The 21,116-nt window shown below is 37.6% G+C and carries 16 protein-coding genes; 1 reads left to right on the top strand and 15 read right to left on the bottom strand.

All coding sequences use genetic code 11. The features are described 5' to 3' along the window. Positions 1–50: 50 nt before the first annotated feature. Positions 51–503, bottom strand: a complete 453-nt coding sequence (locus EA772_RS10455) for a hypothetical protein (RefSeq protein ID WP_124912984.1) — start codon at positions 501–503, stop codon at positions 51–53. A gap of 19 nt (positions 504–522) precedes the next feature. Between EA772_RS10455 and EA772_RS10450 the strand changes: the two genes are divergently transcribed. Then, positions 523–2,184, top strand: a complete 1,662-nt coding sequence (locus tag EA772_RS10450; RefSeq protein ID WP_371683165.1) for an ABC transporter substrate-binding protein — start codon at positions 523–525, stop codon at positions 2,182–2,184. Positions 2,185–2,193: 9 nt separating this feature from the next. On the opposite strand, the gene EA772_RS10445 is transcribed toward EA772_RS10450, so the two are convergent. From EA772_RS10445 to EA772_RS10380, 14 genes are all read right to left on the bottom strand, one after another. Next, complete coding sequence (locus tag EA772_RS10445; RefSeq protein WP_124912982.1) at positions 2,194–4,278, bottom strand: prolyl oligopeptidase family serine peptidase; 2,085 nt, start codon at positions 4,276–4,278, stop codon at positions 2,194–2,196. An 83-nt stretch (positions 4,279–4,361) separates the two neighbouring features. Next, a complete protein-coding gene (locus EA772_RS10440; RefSeq protein ID WP_199564040.1) occupies positions 4,362–5,798 on the bottom strand; it encodes a SusD/RagB family nutrient-binding outer membrane lipoprotein in 1,437 nt (478 codons plus the stop codon). A gap of 7 nt (positions 5,799–5,805) precedes the next feature. Beyond that, entirely contained in the window at positions 5,806–8,937 is a 3,132-nt protein-coding gene (locus EA772_RS10435) for a SusC/RagA family TonB-linked outer membrane protein (protein WP_246834086.1), read from the bottom strand. A 298-nt stretch (positions 8,938–9,235) separates the two neighbouring features. Beyond that, the gene (locus EA772_RS10430; RefSeq protein WP_124912980.1) at positions 9,236–11,692 is read right to left on the bottom strand and encodes an outer membrane beta-barrel family protein; all 2,457 of its coding nucleotides are present in this window, start codon (positions 11,690–11,692) and stop codon (positions 9,236–9,238) included. 271 nt (positions 11,693–11,963) lie between these two features. Then, on the bottom strand, positions 11,964–13,202 hold the full coding sequence (locus tag EA772_RS10425) for a cyclopropane-fatty-acyl-phospholipid synthase family protein (RefSeq protein WP_124912978.1): 1,239 nt from the start codon (positions 13,200–13,202) through the stop codon (positions 11,964–11,966). A 9-nt stretch (positions 13,203–13,211) separates the two neighbouring features. Further along, positions 13,212–14,048 carry a DUF1365 domain-containing protein gene (locus tag EA772_RS10420; RefSeq protein WP_124912976.1) on the bottom strand — a complete coding sequence of 279 codons (837 nt, stop codon included), beginning with the start codon at positions 14,046–14,048 and terminating at the stop codon, positions 13,212–13,214. A 26-nt stretch (positions 14,049–14,074) separates the two neighbouring features. Continuing rightward, positions 14,075–14,434, bottom strand: a complete 360-nt coding sequence (locus tag EA772_RS10415; RefSeq protein ID WP_124912974.1) for a four helix bundle protein — start codon at positions 14,432–14,434, stop codon at positions 14,075–14,077. Positions 14,435–14,683: 249 nt separating this feature from the next. After that, positions 14,684–15,928: an NAD(P)/FAD-dependent oxidoreductase gene (locus EA772_RS10410; RefSeq protein WP_124912973.1), complete on the bottom strand. Its 1,245-nt coding sequence runs from the start codon at positions 15,926–15,928 to the stop codon at positions 14,684–14,686. A gap of 47 nt (positions 15,929–15,975) precedes the next feature. Next, positions 15,976–17,007 (bottom strand): cyclopropane-fatty-acyl-phospholipid synthase family protein, encoded by a 1,032-nt coding sequence (locus EA772_RS10405; RefSeq protein ID WP_116169620.1) that lies wholly within the window; start codon positions 17,005–17,007, stop codon positions 15,976–15,978. 59 nt (positions 17,008–17,066) lie between these two features. Next, the gene (locus tag EA772_RS10400; protein WP_124912971.1) at positions 17,067–17,888 is read right to left on the bottom strand and encodes a DUF1295 domain-containing protein; all 822 of its coding nucleotides are present in this window, start codon (positions 17,886–17,888) and stop codon (positions 17,067–17,069) included. A 58-nt stretch (positions 17,889–17,946) separates the two neighbouring features. Then, positions 17,947–18,276 (bottom strand): DUF1475 family protein, encoded by a 330-nt coding sequence (locus tag EA772_RS10395; protein ID WP_116169618.1) that lies wholly within the window; start codon positions 18,274–18,276, stop codon positions 17,947–17,949. A 347-nt stretch (positions 18,277–18,623) separates the two neighbouring features. Continuing rightward, positions 18,624–19,352 (bottom strand): acyl-CoA desaturase, encoded by a 729-nt coding sequence (locus EA772_RS10390; protein ID WP_029204397.1) that lies wholly within the window; start codon positions 19,350–19,352, stop codon positions 18,624–18,626. A gap of 135 nt (positions 19,353–19,487) precedes the next feature. Continuing rightward, positions 19,488–19,985: a phosphoheptose isomerase gene (locus EA772_RS10385; RefSeq protein ID WP_124912969.1), complete on the bottom strand. Its 498-nt coding sequence runs from the start codon at positions 19,983–19,985 to the stop codon at positions 19,488–19,490. A 119-nt stretch (positions 19,986–20,104) separates the two neighbouring features. Then, on the bottom strand, positions 20,105–20,701 hold the full coding sequence (locus EA772_RS10380; protein ID WP_124912966.1) for a hypothetical protein: 597 nt from the start codon (positions 20,699–20,701) through the stop codon (positions 20,105–20,107). Positions 20,702–21,116: the final 415 nt, after the last annotated feature.

The raw sequence follows: 21,116 nt of genomic DNA, 5'->3' as shown, positions 1-21,116 counted from the left end.
GTGAGAATTAAACCATGTTATCCACGAATACCGCACGTCATCCATCTAATTTAGGCACCAAATCTAATCCATTTATCACCCTCATGCCCAAAAATAAAGGATCCCGGATGCAGCATCTCCGCCATATCTTCAATTAGTGAAACCGCATTTTCTGCATTTCGCTCACGATCAATATCATCGTTCAATAAAATGATTCTGTTGTTTGTTACGGCCTGCCAATCGGCACTTAAAACTGCAGGTACTTCACGCATCAGATCAGTAAGCGTTTTACCAGGCTGATAATAAATAATAAAAACTGCACTCATAATGTCTGATTCTATCATTCCACCTGCAAATGCAATCTCTTCTGAAAGGAAATAACTTGGGTTATTATTCACATCTAACAAAGCAATCGGCATTTTATCCATAAACTTAATCTTATGCTCCACAATATCTAAACGTTCTTGTAAATCTTCTTGCTTTGCGGCATCCAGGCCAATAAATAAATCGTTTAAAAAAGACATCTCCATTAAATTTATTAATTTGTGCAAAAATAACATTCCTGATCGCATGCGAGGTTCATTTCATTATATATTTTGGATTTTTAGTTGTTTAATTTTTGCCGGATGCAGGCAAACAGATGATCATAGCGACAAAAAAGTCTTTAGCATTAATCTGGATCAGGGCTTAACCTCCTTAGATCCGGCTTTTGCCCGCAATCAGAATGCGATCTGGATGACCAACCAAATCTTTAATGGTCTGGTTCAGATCGATTCTTCATTGCAAACTGTTCCATGTATTGCAAAAAGCTGGGCGGTTTCCAAAGATGCTCTGACTTATACTTTTAATCTTCGTGATGATGTTTACTTCCAGGATGATCCTATTTTTAGAAAGGGTAAGGGAAGAAAAGTAATTGCCAGCGATTTTGCTTATTCATTTTACAGATTAATTGATCCCAAAGTAGCATCTTCAGGCGGATGGATTTTTAGTGACAAGGTGAAAGATCAAAATAGTTTTATCGCCGTAAACGATACTACCTTTCAGATTAAACTGCAACGTCCTTTCCCGCCTTTCATGAACCTGCTGACTACTCAATACTGTTCGGTTGTACCAAAAGAAGTGGTAGAACATTATGGAAAAGATTTTAGAAGTCATCCTGTTGGAACCGGGCCATTCAAATTTAAATACTGGAAAGAAGGAGAGATTTTGGTGCTGCTTAAAAATGAGCATTACTTCGAAAAAAATAAGGCCGGACAAAAACTACCTTATCTCGATGCGGTAAAAGCTACTTTTATTACTGATAAGCAAAGTGGCTTTATGAGTTTCTTGAAAAAAGATCTGGATTTTTATTATAACGTTGATGGCAGTTACCGCGACGATATTTTAACTAAAAACGGGGAAATGAGTTCCAAATATAAAGGCAAGTTTACATTAACCAAAAGCCCGTATTTGTGCACAGAATACGTCGGAATTTTAGTCGATACTAATTTAGCACTTGTAAAAAATTCACCATTAAAAGTTAAAAAAATCAGGCAGGCGATTAACTACGCCATTGATCGGGATAAACTCATCAGATACTTAAGAAACGGGATTGGTCTTGCTGCTACCTCCGGCTTTATTCCAAAAGGGATGCCTGGTTTTGATAGTCTGGCTGTTCGTGGTTATTCGTACAACCCTGCTTTAGCTTCCAAATTATTAAAAGAGGCCGGTTTCCCGGAAGGTAAAGGAATGCCAGAAATAACGCTGAATACCACTACAACTTATAAAGATTTAATCGAATTTATTCAGGGCGAGCTTACTAACGTGGGCATCAAAGTAAAGATTGATGTTAGTCCGAGTGCTAGCTTGAGAGATTTGATGTCGAAAAACAGCGTTAATTTTTTCCGGGGTTCATGGCTTGCAGATTATGCAGACGGCGAAAATTTCCTTTCGATGTTTTACTCAAAAAACAAAGTTCCCTTCGGACCTAATTATTTCGCATTTTACAATAAGGAATTTGATCAGCTTTTTGAACAAAGTTATTACGAAACCGATGATGAAAAACGTTTCGCACTTTACCGCAAAATGGATCAGCTGGTGATGGAAAATTCACCTGTTGTTCCGTTATTTTATGATCAATCTGTTGTCATGCTACAGAACAATATCAGCGGCTATGGTTTTAACGCCTTGAGTTTAATGATCCTGAAAGAAATTAAAAAAGATTGATCGGTTACATTACTTTTTGTCTATGAGTTTACGCTTTAAAAAATCGGCTGTAGCTTCACTTACTTTTACTCCGTTAGAGAACTTCATCCAATGATGGGTATCATCAGGAATCACCAGAAACTCAAATTTGAACTTTTTGTCTTCAAAACGTTTCGCAAGGTCTACACTTTGAGAAAATGCAACATTGCGGTCATCATCCGCATGTATAATTAGTGTAGGTGATGTCCAGGTATTGATATAAGTTACTGGCGAAGATTGCATGGCTAGTTTAGCAGCCAAATCTGCATCTGGCGCCGGTGCTTTCCCTTCCACCCCACTATTGCTAAATCGATTATTTACGCCATGAATATCAACACCCGCAGCAAATAACTTCGAATCTTTCCCTAATGCCAAAGCCGTTAAATATCCTCCATATGAACCGCCGTAAATCCCAATTCTTTGACCATCTATATCAGGTTGTTTGGCCAGCCACTCGCCAGCGGCTTTAATATCCTGGTATTCTGAAGCACCTTGAGCCCCGGCATTTGCAGGCTTATGAAAGTCGTAGCCATAACCTAAACCTAAACGGTAATTCACAGATAAAACTGTAAACCCCAGCTGAACCAAATATTGATTTAATGCATAATCAATAGAATAATAATCCATCGGACTCCAGCCCAAATACATTTGCCGCTGCGGCCCACCATGAACATATACAATTGCCGGATGGTTTTGCACGGCTTTTTTAGGCGAAAATAACTGGCCATAAACCGGTTTCCCATCCGGAGCATTAAAGCGAACATGTTTGGGCTCAACCATTTCATTTAAAGGAAAATCAGCTGGAATGAGCTGCTCACCTATCAATTCCACCTTTTTATCTTTCGTTATTAACGCAGGTAACAATGGTCTTTCAGCAGTCGAACTTAAACAAATTACAGTCTGGTTATCTCCGGCCATTACCGGATAAGTTTCTATTCCTTTACCAGATGTTAAGGCCTCCATGTTTGCCCGATCAACCGAAACTTTGTAGATATGTCTTCTGTCCAGATCATGAACATCTACAATTTTGTTTGCAGAGAAAACAATCGTTTTTTTATCGTGACTCAGTTTAATGTTTTCGACAGTGAAATTTCCTGGTGTTAATAAAACTTTATTTGACCCATCTGGATTCATTGAATATAAATGTGGCCAACCATCTTCATAGGAAGAAAAAACGATTCTATTTGCTGCCCAAGTTAAATTTGCCCCGCCTTCAATTGAGGGATAAGAGCCCATAATGGTTTCGGGTGCTTTCCATATTGGTTTCCCTGTTCCATCGTTAACGTTAACAGTCCATATTGCCCAGGGCTGATGTTTTTTAGCTAAAATCGAATCCGTTTCTCCACCAGATCCGGGTGTTCTGATAAAAGCCAAATATTTACCATCCGGAGACCATGCCGGTGCATTATCTTTAGAAAAAGATGGTTGTAACCATTGTATCGACGTTTTCTCTTTGCTGTAGATGCCAATAAAAGAATGATCTGTTCGATTACTTACAAATGCAACCTGTTTACCATCCGGCGACCATTTGTAAGCTGAGTTTACACCTTTGGCATAAAAAAGATTTTTTGCTGTTATCGCCCCATTTACAGGAACAGTTTTTATCTGGCCTGCATTTACAAATAAAACTTCGTTACTTTTCGGAGATAACACGGGATAATCACCCTCGCCTAATGGAATTAAATCTCCGCCTGTAAACGGAATAGAAAACACCTGAACTTTTGGTGCGGTGATTGATGAATTGGCATTAACCGGACCGCCATCTCTACCCCCATGATCGCCACCTCTTACAAACACAATCCATTTCCCATCAGCTGAAATAGAAACGCTGGTTAATTCCTGACCATCATCTTCTTTAAAATCGGTAACCTTCTTCACTTTAAAAGATGGGGCTTCTGCCGTGTAAATATTTCTTATGCCTTGTTCATTAGCAGCCCATGAAATTTTAGCACCGTTAGCGGATGCTGTTAACTGATTCGGGAATGGATAGCTTAGTACTGATTTTAATGTGAAGGATTGAGCGAATATCTGAACCGATGAAAGGAGCAGCAAGAGAAAAAGCAGAGATTTTTTCATGTTAAATATTTAACGATAAATTACAAAAAAAGCCCTAACCGACATACGATTAGGGCTTCATATTTATTCTTTCAATAAAATTGTTACTGATCCCACCATAACTTAGTTGTTCTAGGCACTTCTGCAGGAACGTTAGCACCATTCTTACTACGCTCACCTTGCGGATAATCATTTCTTCTGATGAAATCAGGAAGGGTAACGTTCACCGGTAGTGTGAAGTCTTTGTATTTATAATCGTAACGGCGGGCATCATTCCATGCTTCTGGATTTAAGTATGTAGCTACATATTTTTCTTTAAAAATTAAATCCTTCGTGAATGCCGCCACACCAACTGCCACACGCGGATCTGCAAGGTACGTTGCCTTATCGGCTGCTGCTACCTGAAATTTATCCATATTGGCTGAAATTGCTGCCAGGTACGCGTTGTAGGAACGTGTCTTATCTGTTGTGAATGCAGCTTCAGCTTCAATAAATTTCATCTCTGCATAGGTGGCGATAAAAATTGGTGAGGTTGGACTGGTCCAGGGTGAATTTACAGAAATATAACATTCATCTTTTACAGTATTTGCTCCCGGCAATCTATTTCCAGCACCGTTTACGGTACCGATATAAACGTTATTAACTGTTCTATCTGTAATCTTCGCAATACGCGGATCAAACAAACCGTAAGTGGTACCGTTTAAGTGATCAATTAATTGTTCCGATAACCATCCACCTAAAGATTGTGATGCATTACTGATGGCAACACCTGCCCAAAAGTTGCGGACACTGAAAGTTGCCATTTGAGCATCTTCCGCGTTAGAAGCAAATGAACTTCCAACTGCTGATAGCACTGCTGTAGGATTATAGGTGCTCGTTTTGCTGACTTTATTTAATAACCGAGCTTTCAACGCGTAAGCAAATTTCAACCAGTTTGCCCTTTCATTAGCACCTGTTGTTCCGTAAATCAAATCGCTAGTTGCAGCTAATTTTACAGTAGCGTTGGTTTTAGCCAACTCTACAATAGCCTCATCTACTAAAGCCATGCTTTGGTTATAAATTTCCTGAGCTGAATCGTATTTCGGGAAGAAATTTGTAATATCAAAAGCCTGAGAAAATGGTGCACTTCCCCACATATCATTAACCATAATCAGGTTATAGGCCATCAGTACATCCGCAACACCTTTGTACTCACTCGAGCCCTGGGCAACGGCCATTTTTTTCATTTCATTGGCATCGGCTATGGCAAAATAAAGCGCATCCCATGTGCCACTAAAATCTATTGACTGATAAGTATCACCTGCACCTGCAGCAGCAGGATTAGCGGTGTACTGAACATATGGAACGATGGCACTCGCAACATTATAGTTATTTACGCCAGCCTTACTGGTTGATGTAGCCAGCAGAGACGCTAAAGTTGGCGTAGTTACTTGGTTAGGGTTTTTAGCAACGTTATCAAAATAGCTGTCTTTACAGCCTTGAAGTGCAATACTTGCCGTCAAAACCGATAATACTGTATATTTTAAAATATTTTTCATCATGATCAAATTAAAAACCAACATTTAGAGCAAACATAATTGTACGGGCAGTTGGATAGGTAAATCCGGCTGAACCATCATTGTTACTACCCGCATCATACGAACTTGACTCCGGATCTACACCGTAGTATTTGGTCCATAACCAAAGGTTATTTCCTGTTACTGAAACCGAAGCAGACCTGATTGCTTTTTTAGGTAACCAATTTGTTGGCAAAGCATAACTTAAACTCGCAGAACGAAGGCGAACCCAAGATGCATCTGTTACAAAAGGCTCAGAAACGTTTCTGTAAAATCTGCGGTAGTAACCTTCACCATAATCTACACCATCAGGACCGAAACGCTGACCTAACCAAACTTGCTTTGTATTTGGCGTTCCATTTGCAAGCACACCTTCAAACGTTCTGAATGATCTTCTGTCGGCAGTGTAATCTGGCAAACCGAAAGCAGAATAAAAATCTTCCAGCCAGTTATATTTTTCGAAGCCTAAACGGGCATCAAACAAAACATTCAAACTAAAACGTTTGTAGCTAAAGTTATTCCCCATACCGATAACATAATCTGGTTGTGAGTTACCTAAAATTCTTTGTGTACCACCAGAAATGATCGGGAAGCCATCAGCTCCAATAAGCAATGGCAAATTCTTATCCAAGAAGTTAGGGTCTTGAGGTTGTCCACCTGAATACCTGTTAAAATACGAACCATAAATGTTACCAAAAGCCTGCCCTTCAACCAACTTCATAGTTACACCAGCATTTCCATAACCCCTTGCGGCACCATAAATAATATCAGTTGGTAAGTAAAGGATTTTGTTTCTATTTGCTGATACATTTAAGTTAACACCCCATTTAAAATCTTTTCCATCAATAGGTTTTCCATTGATCACCAATTCGACTCCTCTGTTACGAATATTGCCAGCGTTGATTGATGTGGTTACATAACCTGTTGCTGAGGTAATTTGTGCCTGAATAATCTGATCCTTACTCAATGAATAATAATAAGTAAAATCAAATCCTAAACGACCTTTAAAAAAAGACATCTCCAAGCCAGTTTCGAAAGTATTTGTAAATTCAGGGCGAAGGCTTGGATTTCCGAGGTTAGACGCAAGCGTTAAACCTGTGGTTCCCGTTGGTAAACTGCCATAAGTAGCGAAACCTGACGATGCACCTGCATAAATTGGTGCGTCTTTTCCAAGTTTAGCATACGATAATCTTAACTTGGCCTGGCTAATTGCCGAAGGAAGTTTAAATTGGTCAGAAAATACGTAACTAATACTTGCTGATGGATAAAAGAATGATCTGTTTTCTTTAGACAAGGTTGACGTGATATCATTTCTACCAGTTAAGGTTAAAAATAAGTAGTTCTTATAATCGAAAGTAGCCTCTCCAAAATAACCTACTAATCTTTTCTGCGTGATGGATTGCGACACGCTAATTACTTTTGCATTGGCTAGGTTAAAAAAGTTGTAAATACTCAACTGACTTCCTAAACTACCGATGTTTTTTAACCGGCTATCATACATCTCCTGTCCCAACCTCAACGTACCATTAATATCACTTGTTATTTTTGAAGTTAAGGTTGCTAAGAAAGTACCATTTAATGTTCTAACTTTTGAATTATACTCGCCATAGAATCCCTGGTCATTGTCATACACCTGTTCGCCGGTAATGCCCATTGGGCCCGGTGCAGTTCTTACACGGTTATCATTATAGGTATCTAATCCAAAACGGTATGAAAAGTTCAACCATTTGGTTGGCTCGTAAGTTAATGCTGCTCCGCCAATGAAACGATTCACATCACTTTTCAACTGGTTCGTTTCTGTTCCCCAAATTGGGTTATTTGTTCCGATATACTTTTGTGTACCATTTTCGTTGATGTAATCTGCAACATCATAGCGAGGCGACCAATATGCCAAACCTTCACCAAACCGATCTGCACTGTAAGTATAACCACCTGCATTGCTAAAGTTCATATTCACTGAAGCTTTAAACTTAGGGCTAATGGTGATATCGGTATTTAACCTACCTGAAAGATTTTTGTAATCAGTATTTGGCATCATACCTTTTTGATAGAGTTGCGATACCGAAGAGAAAAACTTTACCGCTTCACTTCCACCGGCTACTGAAACTGAATTTTTAATCTGTTGACCCGTTCCAAAAGCCCTGTCATAATTGTCGTAAAGTTGATCCGGATGTGTTGGATCAAGTAGTTTTGCTTCTGCTATTGTTGGTCCCCATGCTGGCCCAATACCGCTTGGCGGATTTGCATAAACACCTAAAACACCCTGAGTATATTCAGTTTGAACAGCAGGTTTCTTCAAAACCTCATCAAAACCATAACTACTATTTAAATTGATGCTCAAGGCGCCTGCAGCACCTCGTTTAGTGGTGATAACCACTACCCCATTTACACCTCTTAGCCCATATAAAGCGGTTGCCGCACCACCCTTTAAAATGTTAATTGTTTCAATATCTTCCGGATTAATATCTGACGCTCTGTTGCTCACTCCTCTGGCTCCGTAAGCGGTGCCACCCGGATTTGCGCCCAATGTAGAGGTAGAATTATCAATCTGCACACCATCAATAACATAAAGCGGATCACTTGGAATACTTGGATCGATGGAGTTAACACCTCTGATTCTAATATTCGCACCCTGACCAGGACCACCGCCCATACTGGAAATGGTTGCACCTGCAACTTTTCCCTGCAAGGCATTGATTAAGTTCGGTTGGTGGTTAAAGTTTAAAGCTTTGTTGTCAACCTGTTGTGCAGCATAACCAAGTGATTTCGCCTGCCGGGTAATCCCTAATCCTGTAGAAACCGTTACCTCTTCAAGTTGTTGCGAATCTGAAGCAAGTGCCAGGTTTACGGTGGTTCGATTCCCTACTGTAACCTCCTGTGTTTTGTAACCAATTAAGCTAACTACTAAAACCGCGTTCGAGGAAGAAACCTGAATGGTGAAGTTTCCGTTTCCATCTGTCGAGGCTCCGGTATTTGCCCCTTTGACTTTAATACTTGCTCCAGGTAAAGGTCCGTTATCATCTGAAGAAGTTACTTTCCCTGTGATGGTTTTTACTTGCGCAAATGACGAGATGCCAACAAGCAACATACACACGAAAAGTAGCGAGGTAAAGATTTTTCTCATATCTCTATTGTTTAGGTTAATGTTTGTTAGTTAAATGCAATATATAGTTTTTAAAAATAAATTGCCGCATAAAACCTAAGCAAAAACTCAACACCTTCAAGCAAAAATCACAAAACACCACAGATTATCACTACAAGGGCATTAAGCCTAAAAATAAACTGCAAAATCAGGCATAAAAAAATACATTACTGCAAAAAGTTAACAAAAACAAATCCACTAAGTGTATTTTTTACACACTAAACAAAAAAAGTCCCCGATTTTACAACCGGGGACTTAAATTTATAATTGATTTGGGTTTTTATTGTTGTACACCGCCCATTCCACCACCACCTTGTTGCTGGTCTTGCTTAATGTCGTCGTTTTTGATTTTCTTTTTCTCCGTGAATTTCAATTTACCAAAGCTATAGCTAAAGTTAACACCAAAAGAACGTAAAGGATAGTAAACATTGGTACTTTGATAAAGTGTACTTACTTTATTGCCAACAGTTGTAACCGAATTGTTTACTGTTTTAATGTGTAAATCACGGGTGAAAGGATTTAGTGTATTGATACCAATTGAGCCTTTTTTATTTAGAATATCTTTTTTGAATGATGCTCCATAGAATACCATGGCATCAGTTTTACCTTGATAAGTTCTTCTTGGCGAATTAACAACACCAAACAATTCAAAATTATAGCCTTTACCAAATCCATAAGCCGATCGTCCGAAAATGTTATAATTTAAAAATGTTCCTGTACTTACGCCTGTTTGAGTATTGCTTACTTCGTAAGTATTTACGCCTAGGTTGGTCATCAATGTCCATTTTGGTTTCGGGTTGTAAGATGCAAAAACATTTGCTCCATAAGTTTGTGCGGTACCTACGTTAATATAGGTAGTTAATGTTTTATCAAAACCATTCTCTCTTAATGAGATAATTGAACTTTCAATTACATCGCCAGTTCTGCGGTAAAATACTGAGGCGTTAATCACAGATCCTTTAATGAAAGTAGAATAGCCTAACTCGAAGTTATCACTTAACTCAGGATCTAACGTAGGTTCTCCTTGTCTGATATTAAACTGATCACTTTCGTTACGGAAAGGATTCAGGTAAGCTAAACTTGGTCTTTGAACCCTGCGGTTATAACTTAATTTTAAAGTTGCATTACCTTTTAAAGTTTGTGAAATGATGGCACTCGGGAATAAGTTAAAGTAGTCGTTTTTCTGAATTCCACCTTGTGCGTTATTAAATCCGATACTGGTATATTCAGATCTTAATCCGCCTTTAAAATTTAGCTTTTTACTCAGCTTAAAGCTAATTACGCCATAAGCAGAAGCTACATCCTGGTTGTAATCGAAATTTTGGTTTGCATTATTTGAAAACGCACTGCTGATATCGCGAAAAATTCCTTTAGCTCCAACTTCAAGAATAGTTGATTTTGTGAAAGGATAAGTGTAATCCGTTTGAACAGTATATTCTTTGTTTTTACCTGTATTATCGTTGTTTACTGCCGGAAAATTACTGCCAATGATTTCGTTTTCAAATTCAGTGGTATTCCTGCCTGAAGATAATTGACCAGCAACAGTAAACTCCTCTCCTTCTTTTTTCGTAGTGTGTTTATAATCCACATTCCAATCGAAGTTGTTAAAGCCCATATCCATTGAACTGATGTTTCTGAATTGTGCTCCGTTTAAGATATAATTAGCACTTCCTGGACCTCCATTAGAGAAATTATTATACTTAATGGTGGAGCTTAGATTATTGTAAGCATTAAAATCATAATCAGCACCGAAGCTACCATTATACCCATTACGGCTCCATTTTGACACACCATCCTGGAAAATACTGGTGATATTTGTTTTGCCGACAGAATCTGTTCGAGTATTGTTTTCAAATAAAACTCTTGAATCCTGAGCATAAGCAAGGTTAGCACCCAAACTTGTATTGACACTTAGACGCCCAGTTTTTGCCGTTAGGTTAAATGCACCATTATTTTGACGGGTTCCGGCAGATAAATTTACCGTACCACTTACACCTTGCGCATTTGATTTTTTAGTGATGATATTGATAATACCTCCAGAACCTTCTGCATCATACTTTGCTGATGGACTGGTTATTACCTCAACACTTTTAATTTGCTCTGCAGGTATCATTTTCAACGCATCGGAAACGCTGCTGGCCATGGTACCAGAAGGTTTTCCATTAATTAACACACGAACGGCACCACCACGAAGCTGAACATTACCATCAACATCCACCGAAAGCATAGGCACTTTACGCATCACATCTGTAGCATCGCCACCTGCATTTGTCCCATCGGCCTCTGCATTATAAACCATTCTATCGATTTTATTTTCGATAACGGCTTTGGTTCCCTGAACCTGAACATCGGCAAGTGTATTTTCTGAGGAAGAAATATAGATTGTTCCTAGGTTTTGATCAGGCTTAGCTGGTGTTGTAGTAACCAAAATAGATTTGGTTTTATAGCCCATAAAGCCAATCATTAATTTATACGCATCTGGCGCAACATTTTGCAATGATAATTTACCTTTTGGGTCTGTTACCCCACCATTTACCGACTTACTATCTTTTACAGCGATTAGCGAAACTGTTGCATAATCAATGGGTTGTTTTGTTACTGAATCTAAAATAGTAGCTGTGATACGACCGAAAACTGTTGGCTTCTTAGCACCCCCACCAAAACCACCTGCAGGAAACTGTGCATGTGCGTTTATAAAAATTCCGACAGAGAGGATTAAGAGTAAAATTCTTTTCATGTTAATTTGTTAGTATTTGGTATTAGTCTGCGCAAGTTGCAATTTGTTACAACAGAGTAGAATACTTTTTACGCGACTTCGTTAATTTAGTCGGCAAAGGTGCGACTTTTATCGGTAAAAAAGATGTCAGATTAAAAATGTTTGGTGAATGATGTATTTCTTCAAAAAAAATGGATAATTAGCCATCGCTTATTATCCATTCCAGTATCTATTAACTTTATAATTAAAATTCAATTCCTCATTACCATCTTCAAATTAACATAAGTATATATTATCTCGATGTATTATTTGGCCTCGTATAGACCAGTTGCATTACATTGATGTTGCGCATGGCGAAAGCGGCTTCACAATAGTTTAGGTAATAATTCCATTTACGGATGAAATTTTCATCAAAACCTAAGGCTTTAACTTTATCCAAATGTTTGTTAAATTCCAGATACCAAAGATGGAGTGTTTTTGCATAATCTAAACCCATATCCTTCAAATCGACCATGGTCAAATCTCCGGTATTATTAATGGCTTTGTTGATTGCGGAAACCGACGGCAACAGTGAGCCCGGAAAGATGTGTTTTTGAATCCAATCTACACCGTTCCGTAATTTATCATACCGGCTATCTGGAGAAGTAATCACTTGAAAAGCGAAAATACCGTCTTTTTTCAGCAACGATTGGCATTTCTCGAAGTAAGTTTCCAAATATTGATGACCGACGGCTTCTAACATTTCAATGGAAACGATCTTATCAAACGTACCTTCGATTTTGCGGTAATCCTGAATGATGATTGAAACCCGATCTTCAAGTCCCTCTTCCTTTACTCTTTGTAGAGCAAGTTTTTGCTGTTCCTTTGAGATGGTTACTGACGTAACTTGACAGCCGTAGTTCTTTGCCAAAAAAATTGCATTGCCTCCCCAACCACTGCCAATTTCCAGAACATGATCTGTAGCTTTAACCTTTAATTGTTTTGCAAGGCGATCATATTTAGCATATTGCGATTCTTCTAAACTGACGTGATCATTAATAAAATAACCACTCGAATAGGTCATGGTTTTATCTAAAAATGTTGCAAAGAAATCATTGTTAAGATCGTAATGTGCTGAAATATTTTTCTGTGAACCGGCAAGCGTATTGGCCCTGCGGACATGGGCAAGCTTGTTTACCATTTTAAAAAGGTTAAGCGCAATTGATTTTGCTTTGCTTCCGGTAACCGAAGGCGCACTTTCGATATTTAAGAGCACCCATTTAATTACGTTTGTAATATTCGAAGTATCCCAAAGGCCCAGAGTATAACCTTCTCCAAAGCCGATATCGCCATATAAAGCTATTGATTTGAAAAAATCAGGATGGTTCACCTGAATATTGGCGGAAATCTTGTCTTCATGGTTACCAAAAGTGAGTGTTTCGCCATTTGGCAAGGAAAGCTCCAACTTACCTAGGGTCATTTTGGAAAGCGAATTTAATACCACTTTTTCAAAAAAACCAATATGTGTTTTGGTGGCGGCAAGCGTACTCATAATCTAAATCTATTTTGTTTGTGGTTTATAGGGTTTATATACGTTGCGTTGCAGTTCAGGGTTTTTAGCTTTTGGGTGAAATGGTATTTTTTTCATCCAAAGTTTAAAGGCCTGCCAATGAATCATGCCCATCACCTGCAATGGAATAAAAGGAATAGAAAAAAAATATTTTAGCAAGCTGGCATTGGTTAATGCTTTACTGCTACCTAATAAGGTACTGATAAAAAACCGCTTACCGTTTTTATCAATGTCATCTATTTTAATCTCCAGTTTCTCTCCGGGGATTTTCAGATTAAAATCAAAGGAATCGTCGTGATCAATAAATGGCGAAACGTAAAAATACTTTGTCGTAATTTTTTTGAAGCGATCACCATCCAGTTCTTCCTTCCCAAAGAAAAAAAGTTTCATTTCGCGATAGGTATTGCTAATTTCTGCAACACAACATACCGGATTTTCGTTTTCATAAAAGCAGAAATAAAATGAAACCGGATTGAAATTATATCCTAAAACATTGAGATTAGTTAGCAACTTAATTTTCAGTTTTGTTCCATCAACACCATAACCCTTTAAATAACTTTCAAGATGCTGGCGAGTGTTTTTTGTTGAATCCGGATTATTTCTTGGCAGTTGTAAATGTTCCGAATCGCGAAATGAAAACAGGTTAAATTTGTTGCGACTAAACCACCGAAGTTTTTTTGCCAGCAAATCAATCTCGTCTAAATCGATATAAAACATATATACATTATACCAAAAAGTATGTTTTTTTGGTGCCAGCCGATGGTGCATGACTTTGGCAGTGTATATTTTGGATGTAAGATGTGAAATGGATGATGGATTATGGGACATATTCGTTAAACCGGATTCAAAAATTTCTATTTACTAGATGAAATCTTAATGGTAGTAAATATTTTCTTCAACTCTAATGCTTCTGCTTTAAACCGTTCAAAATCTATTTTATATTTATCATCAGGATAAAGCTCACTTAGTGTCTTTAACCAATAAACACTTTCTCTCGCTTCTCTGTAAGAAATTCCAATCTTATAACTGAAATCTCGTTTACTAAACGCTCCTTGAGCTTCTTCATAATTTGCACCTATTGATGTTGAACACCTGCTTAACTGTAACATGGGTACTTTATAAATAAAATTATAAGGAAGTGTGCTTAAGAATTTCAACACATCAACGCCAAAGCGAAATGTTCTTTCTAACAATTGAGTAGTTTTTTCGTTCATCTTTAAAAAAATTAATACATAATATTTCGAAGGATGACCAATTAAAACTAACAAAAAAAATGGAGAACGTAAAGATGTAAGATGAATGACGGAATTGAAATGGCTTCATTAGTTAAATCGTCATAACCATTATCCATCTAAAACAGTCCATCAACATCATGCTACCCCATTCCCATCTTATATCTTACATTAAACATAATGCTACTCCATTTTCCATCTCACATCTTACATATTAACTCATTAAACACCTTACATCTTTAAACATAAATCCACTGCACTTTTATACGCATCTTCATGAAAACCATATTTAAAATAACTTCCGCAGTAGTAAATAGGGCCATTTTCATTTAACTCATGTAATCGCTCTTGTGCCCGCATGGCCGGAACGTCAAATAAAGGATGATGGTAATCTATTTGCTTTATGACTTTATCCGCATTTAAAGTTGCCGAAGGGTTAATAGAAACAAAGTAATTCGTTTTCTTAGAAACACCCTGCAAATTATTCATCCAATAAATAGTGCTTGGCAACAATTTATCGCCTTGTTTTTCTACACGATAATTCCAACTGCTCCAGGCCAGTTTAGCTTTTGGCATTTGATCTTCATCCGTATGCACCACAGCTTTATTAAGCTGATATTTAAACTTCGATAGCAATTCCGTTTCTAAAGTTGTTTTATTTTTTACGGTTTCAAAAGTTTGGTCTGCGTGGCAGGCCATAATTACCTTATCAAATTCAAAACGTTCGTTTATTGAATTTACCACTTCTACCTTTCCGTTCTCTAATCGTTTTACGGAAATAATTTTATTATTAATTCTAATTCGATCGCGGAATGGAGCAATTAGTTTTTCACGGTAAGCCTGACTTCCATTTTGCAAAGTGTACCATTGGTGCTGTGTATCTAAACCCAAAAAACCGTGATTTTTAAAAAAACGGATTAAAGTCACCGCTGGGAAATCTAAAATCTGTTCCATTGGTGCACTCCAAACCGCTGCACTCATGGGAATCAGGTATTGCCAAAGCATATCATCGCTATAACCAAATTCTTTGAAAAACTTTCCAATAGAATAGTCCTGATATGCTGGTTGATCTAAAATTTCGATGCTTTGTTTGTTGAAACGATTAATCTGCATCAACATTTTCAGGTAAGAAATATTAAAGATATTCTTCCGCTGTGCGAATAAATGGTTTAAACTGGAACCGCTGTATTCTAACTTTTTTGGCAGAAACTGAACACTGAAAGACATATCGGTTTTGATTACCGGAGCGGTAATCTCAGCAAACATTTCCGTCAGATTTGGATAAGTTTCATAGTTAAAAACCATGAAACCAGTATCTAAATAAATGGGTTTACCATCTTCTTCGAGTGTAATTGTATTGGTATGCCCCCCAATATAATCGCCTTGCTCAAAAACTGTGATATCATATTGATGTTGCAACTTATGGGCGCAACCCATTCCTGCTATTCCGGAGCCAATAATGGCTAATTTTTGCATTTTCTTAAATTAAATTGAGTATTTGGCTTCAGTCCTTTAGCTTTTGTTTAAGCTGTTTTTTCAAACAAATAATGACAAACCATCCATTCGTTTCCCTTATTATAATTAAATAACTCGGCACAACTCATGTAAAATAAACGCCAGTAAACCCACCATTTTACGGCCTGATCTTTACCATAAGTGTTTTCCAGAATTGGCATGATTTCTTGTTTGTGCTTATCCATATTACTCAGCCAGGCTTCAGAAGTTTTTCCGTAATTGGTTCCGTTTACTACCCAATGCCTGTCAATTTTAAGATCATCATTGAAATAGAAAAATAAATGGTTGGAAGGCATAATACCACCTGTAAAAAAGTATTTGCTCATCCAATCGGTTTCATCAATTACCTCGAATTTGTATGCCAGCGTTTTATGCGTAAAAATGTGAACGAACAATTTTCCGTCAGGTTTTAAGAAACCGGCAACCTTGTTCAGCAAAAATTTATAATTACGCATGTGTTCAAACATCTCAACAGAAACCACCCTATCAAAAGTATCTGCAATGGTAAAAGTATTCATATCAGCAGTTAAAACGGTTAAGTTTTGAATGCCTCGTTGCCTTGCCATTTCATCAATAAAAACTTTTTGCGTTGCTGAGTTTGAAACTACAGTAAAGGTGCTTTCAGGAAATTTCGACGACATGTACAATGATAGCGAACCCCAGCCACAACCCAGTTCCAGCACATTCTGACCATTTTGCAAATCTGCCCGTTCGCAGGTTAAAGCCAACATATCATCTTCCGAGGTATCAATATCCTTTACGCCCGGTTTCCAATAACCGCTGCTATATTTCAGATTTTTGCCTAAGCAATACTGGAAAAATTCTGTAGGCAATTCATAATGTTGCTCGTTAGCCTCGGAAGTATTTACCGCAATTGGCGACTGTTTTAACTCGGCAACCAGATCCATAAATTTCTCTTGTTGCAAAGCTTCATCGCCTAAGGTTTCATCATCTAAACGTTGTTTGCAAAGTTTCCTAATCCCCATACGCAGAGCGGTATCAGGAAGTTTGTCGTTTTCTAAAAGTTTATCGTACCACATTTGAGTTGTAAATTATATTTAAAAGTGATCGGTTCGGATGCAAAACCAGGGTATAAGGTTTAGGCCTGTAATCCACTACCGCTAACTTTTATAACCTTTTTCCATGGGAAAAAGGCCGAAGTTGTTTGCTGGTATTTTTTGTAAGCTTCGGGTTTGCTCCTTAAATTTTGTTCTTCATTGTTTGGAACACCTGTAACCCGGGTTAATAGATAGAAAATTATTGCCGGACTGATGATGGCAAGGATGCCCCATGGCGACGCTAATGCGAAGATGAAATACGCCATCCAGGTTAACCATTCAAAAAAATAATTGGGGTGGCGACTGTAATACCACAACCCTGTATCGCAAACCTTTCCTTTGTTTTTGGGATCTTTTTTAAAAGCAGCGAGCTGTTTATCGGCAACCATTTCACCCACAAAAGCAATTGCCCAAATGGCCAAGCCGATATATTCGAAAATAGAAATTTCTGTAGAGGTATTGGCTGTGATAATAAAAAATGGGATAGCGAGAATTACATTAGAGATAGCTTGAAACTGAAAGAAGACAAAGAAGTTTCGGTCGGCATTTTCGCCCCACTCACTGCGAAGTTGCTGATATCGGCCTTCCTCTTCATCTAAATGACCGATTACCCGTTGCCACAAATGAATACCTAATCTCAATTCTGCAATTAAAAAAATAGCACAAATTAAAATCTTGCGCATTTCATAACCTTCAGCTAAAAAGAAAGTGATAATGGTAATTACTGGAAAATTTAGCGCCCAAAAAACATCTACTACACCAGCATTTCTAATTTTTTTCGCCCATAACCAAACCAATACCATAATGGTACAGCAAGCAATTAACGAAATGAGTGCAATAAATAGTAGATGTTGATAATCCATCGTTAGGTTTAAGTGTTAAGGCGCAAGGTTCAAGGGAACGCATTTCGCCATTCACTTTCTACCTTTTTACCAGCAATTCTTTAACGCCCTCGCCTTCTTTTAGTTTATATAAATGAACCAAAACATAGGCTAGAGTGGCTATACTACCTAAACATACGAACAAAATTGTAACAGAGATTTTAAGAATAATGCTTTTTTCTTTGTAGAGCATCCATAGCGTGATAATGAATATGTTAGCATAAAAATCCCAAAGCGTAGCTCGCATCCATGGGATGGAACCAAGAAAATCCCACTGATCAAAAAGATTACTTTCTAAAGAAGTAGCAATTACTTTATAGCACATGAAAACTAAAAGTGCAGAGAAAACGATTTTTAGGAGGTTGATCATAGGGTACGATGTTATAATATTTGAAAAGCAAGTTCCTGTTCATTTCGGTTCCGAAAGTCCCGCCATCTGCTTTACTTCGTTACACTTCGTGCTCGCTCCTGTTGGGTTTAACCAATAAAACCTGTTTAAAAAATTAACCGTAACACTTAACCATCCAAAAATCTTCCTGGACCGTGGTGAAGTCTCACTCAAACACGATCACTGCACCACTTTAAGCAGTGGCCAACACACAAATATTTTAAGCTGGCAATTCTTCATTCTTTTGCCTCGAACGAAAAAAGCCTATGATCAGGACAACAATAAAGAAAGAACCAATACCAACTACAAGCTCAGGATGAAGAATGAATTTAAACCTTTCTAATCTTGATAATTTTCATCCAGTGCAATACTTTCATTACCGGATAAGTGGGGTCAAACTCCCACCATTTAGTTGCAAAGTTCGGGCTATTTGGTTTCTTGTGATGGTTATTTTGAAATAACTCACCCATTAACAGGAAATCCCAGGGTAATGAATTTTTGCTATGGTCATCATTATCGTGATTGGAGTAACCATATTTATGCCCGCACCAGTTCACAATAGCACCGTGTAATGGTCCCATTAAAAAGTGAATGGGTAACAAAATAAATAACCACCAGTGGTTGGCAAACATAATATAAAAACCGATGTAAAATAAGCCACAACCAATTCTCCAAAACCATGAATCACCAATTCGGTCAATCAGCGGCCATTCAGGATAATTACCCTGAAATGCAGGTTCTGGTTGGATTTTGAAATGCAGGTAATTCATGTACATATTTTTTGTTGCAATCATCATCCCAAACACATCCTTAAAAAAATGTGGAGAATGAGGATCTTTCTCTGTATCGCTATATGCATGGTGCATGCGGTGTAATATAGCGTACGCTCTTGGATTTAAAAATGATGAACCCTGAGAAATCAGTAAAACGAGATAAAAGAACTTTTCCCAAAAAGGCTCCATTTTAAACATCTTATGGGAGGAGTAACGGTGAAGAAAAAAAGTTTGACTGAATAAGGATAAAAACCAATGGCAAACAAAAAAAAGGAAGATAATCATGTATGGTGTGTATACTTTATAAACGTATTTTTTTAACGTTTAGTTTTTCTAATGGCTGGAAACCAAAAGCAGAAGTGTTATAATAAATGAGAATCCTGCACTGAATAGTCAGAACAGGATTCTAATGGAATATTTTTATCTACCGAAATCGTCTTGAACACGAACAATATCGCTTTCATCGGATGGATTTGAAGCATCAGTATGTTGCCAGATCTCCGCAACCACACCCCAATCTTCTAAACCTATCAAACGATGACGTTCGCCTTGTTGCAATTTTATCTGATCTTTTGGCGCATATGTTTTTACTTCACCCTCTTCATCAGTTTCGCTGGTTTTAATACCAACGGTACCTGTAACTACTTGCCAAATTTCAGCTCTGCGGTGGTGATATTGCCACGATAAACGTGTGTTTGGTGCAACTATTAATATTTTCGGGCTTAATTTGCCACCTATTTTTAAACTTTCTACATCTAATCCGTCAAAGTAGGTATCTGCAAACTGCTGAGCCTGTGCCTCATCAATAACAAAGAAACCACCCCAAGGACGTGTCTCATCGCGATTTACTACATTAAAACCTTCAATTTTTAAACGTTGCGCAACGTTATCGAATATTTCTTTTTTGTCGTTTTCCATAATTGGCGTAAAAATAACGCTTTGAAATTAAAAAAGCCCTTTCGGGCACTTTATTTTTTAAGAACTATTGATGTAGTGTTTAATTACTGTCGCTGATCGCCTATGCGGCTTAATAGCAGCTATTTAGTCTCGGCAAACAACACTTCCTGCCTAATTGAAGAATTAGTAAACATCTGAGGAACATTTACTTTATCCATTGCCAGTTCGATTGTTACAGAGGCATTCGGCTTACGTAGCTCCCGAGAAATATCACCAGTAATAGATGAGATTTGTTTAAGGGAAGAGAAATATTGCCGATCAAGGTTTTTAATATACTGGAGATTTCTTTTATCCTTTTTATACTCTGCATTTACGGTTTCGGAACAATTTTTCTGAAGATGATCCAGTAATGATAGTTTATCCGTAATTGCCGCCAAGGCAGTTTTAGAAACTTTGATACCGCTGATTTCTACAACCTGTTTGTTATTTATCACATAATCACGTCCGGCAAAAGTAATGGTAAATTTTCCTGATTTTAAAATGGATTGCGATACTGGCAACCGGGTTAAGCCACCTTCATGCTTGATCAATCTCTTATTAAATAGATACCGGTCGTTGTGCAGTTGTTCAATTAAATTACTTCCGTCAATCTTCTCGGAGTTGAGCGAACTTTCCTGAGCCAAAAGATGGTTTATGGAAAAAATGGAGAGCAGGGCGATAAAATAGATGTTTTTCATTTGTAATGATTGAACATCAAAATAACACAAAAGATTTGATTATATGTATAATTTAGTTTACAATTTACTTTACAAATGAACAACCTAAGGTTGTAAGATTTTTCGGAATAATTTAAGGAAAAGCAGAATTATTGTTTAACAGGATGAAATTGTTTATTGGTAAAAGGATGGGCTGCGAAATAACAATCAAAGTAATTCAAGGTGAAAAACTTTCGGCTTACTACGTTTGAAAGATACGCGTTCGATTAAGATTTTATTCTGCTAATAATTCTTTTGCTGAAACGTGAAATTATGAAAGGAAGTAATACAATCTGAAGCCGAAATCACAGCTCTCGCTTGTTTCTTCACCTAGATAAACATACATTTTTTAGTGTGTATTGAAAGTTTTCAGAAGATAGGCGTAAAACGATAACTT

Source organism: Pedobacter sp. G11, assembly GCF_003860265.1.
Lineage (GTDB): Bacteria > Bacteroidota > Bacteroidia > Sphingobacteriales > Sphingobacteriaceae > Pedobacter > Pedobacter agri.
This window is presented reverse-complemented; position numbering and strand designations above follow the sequence as displayed.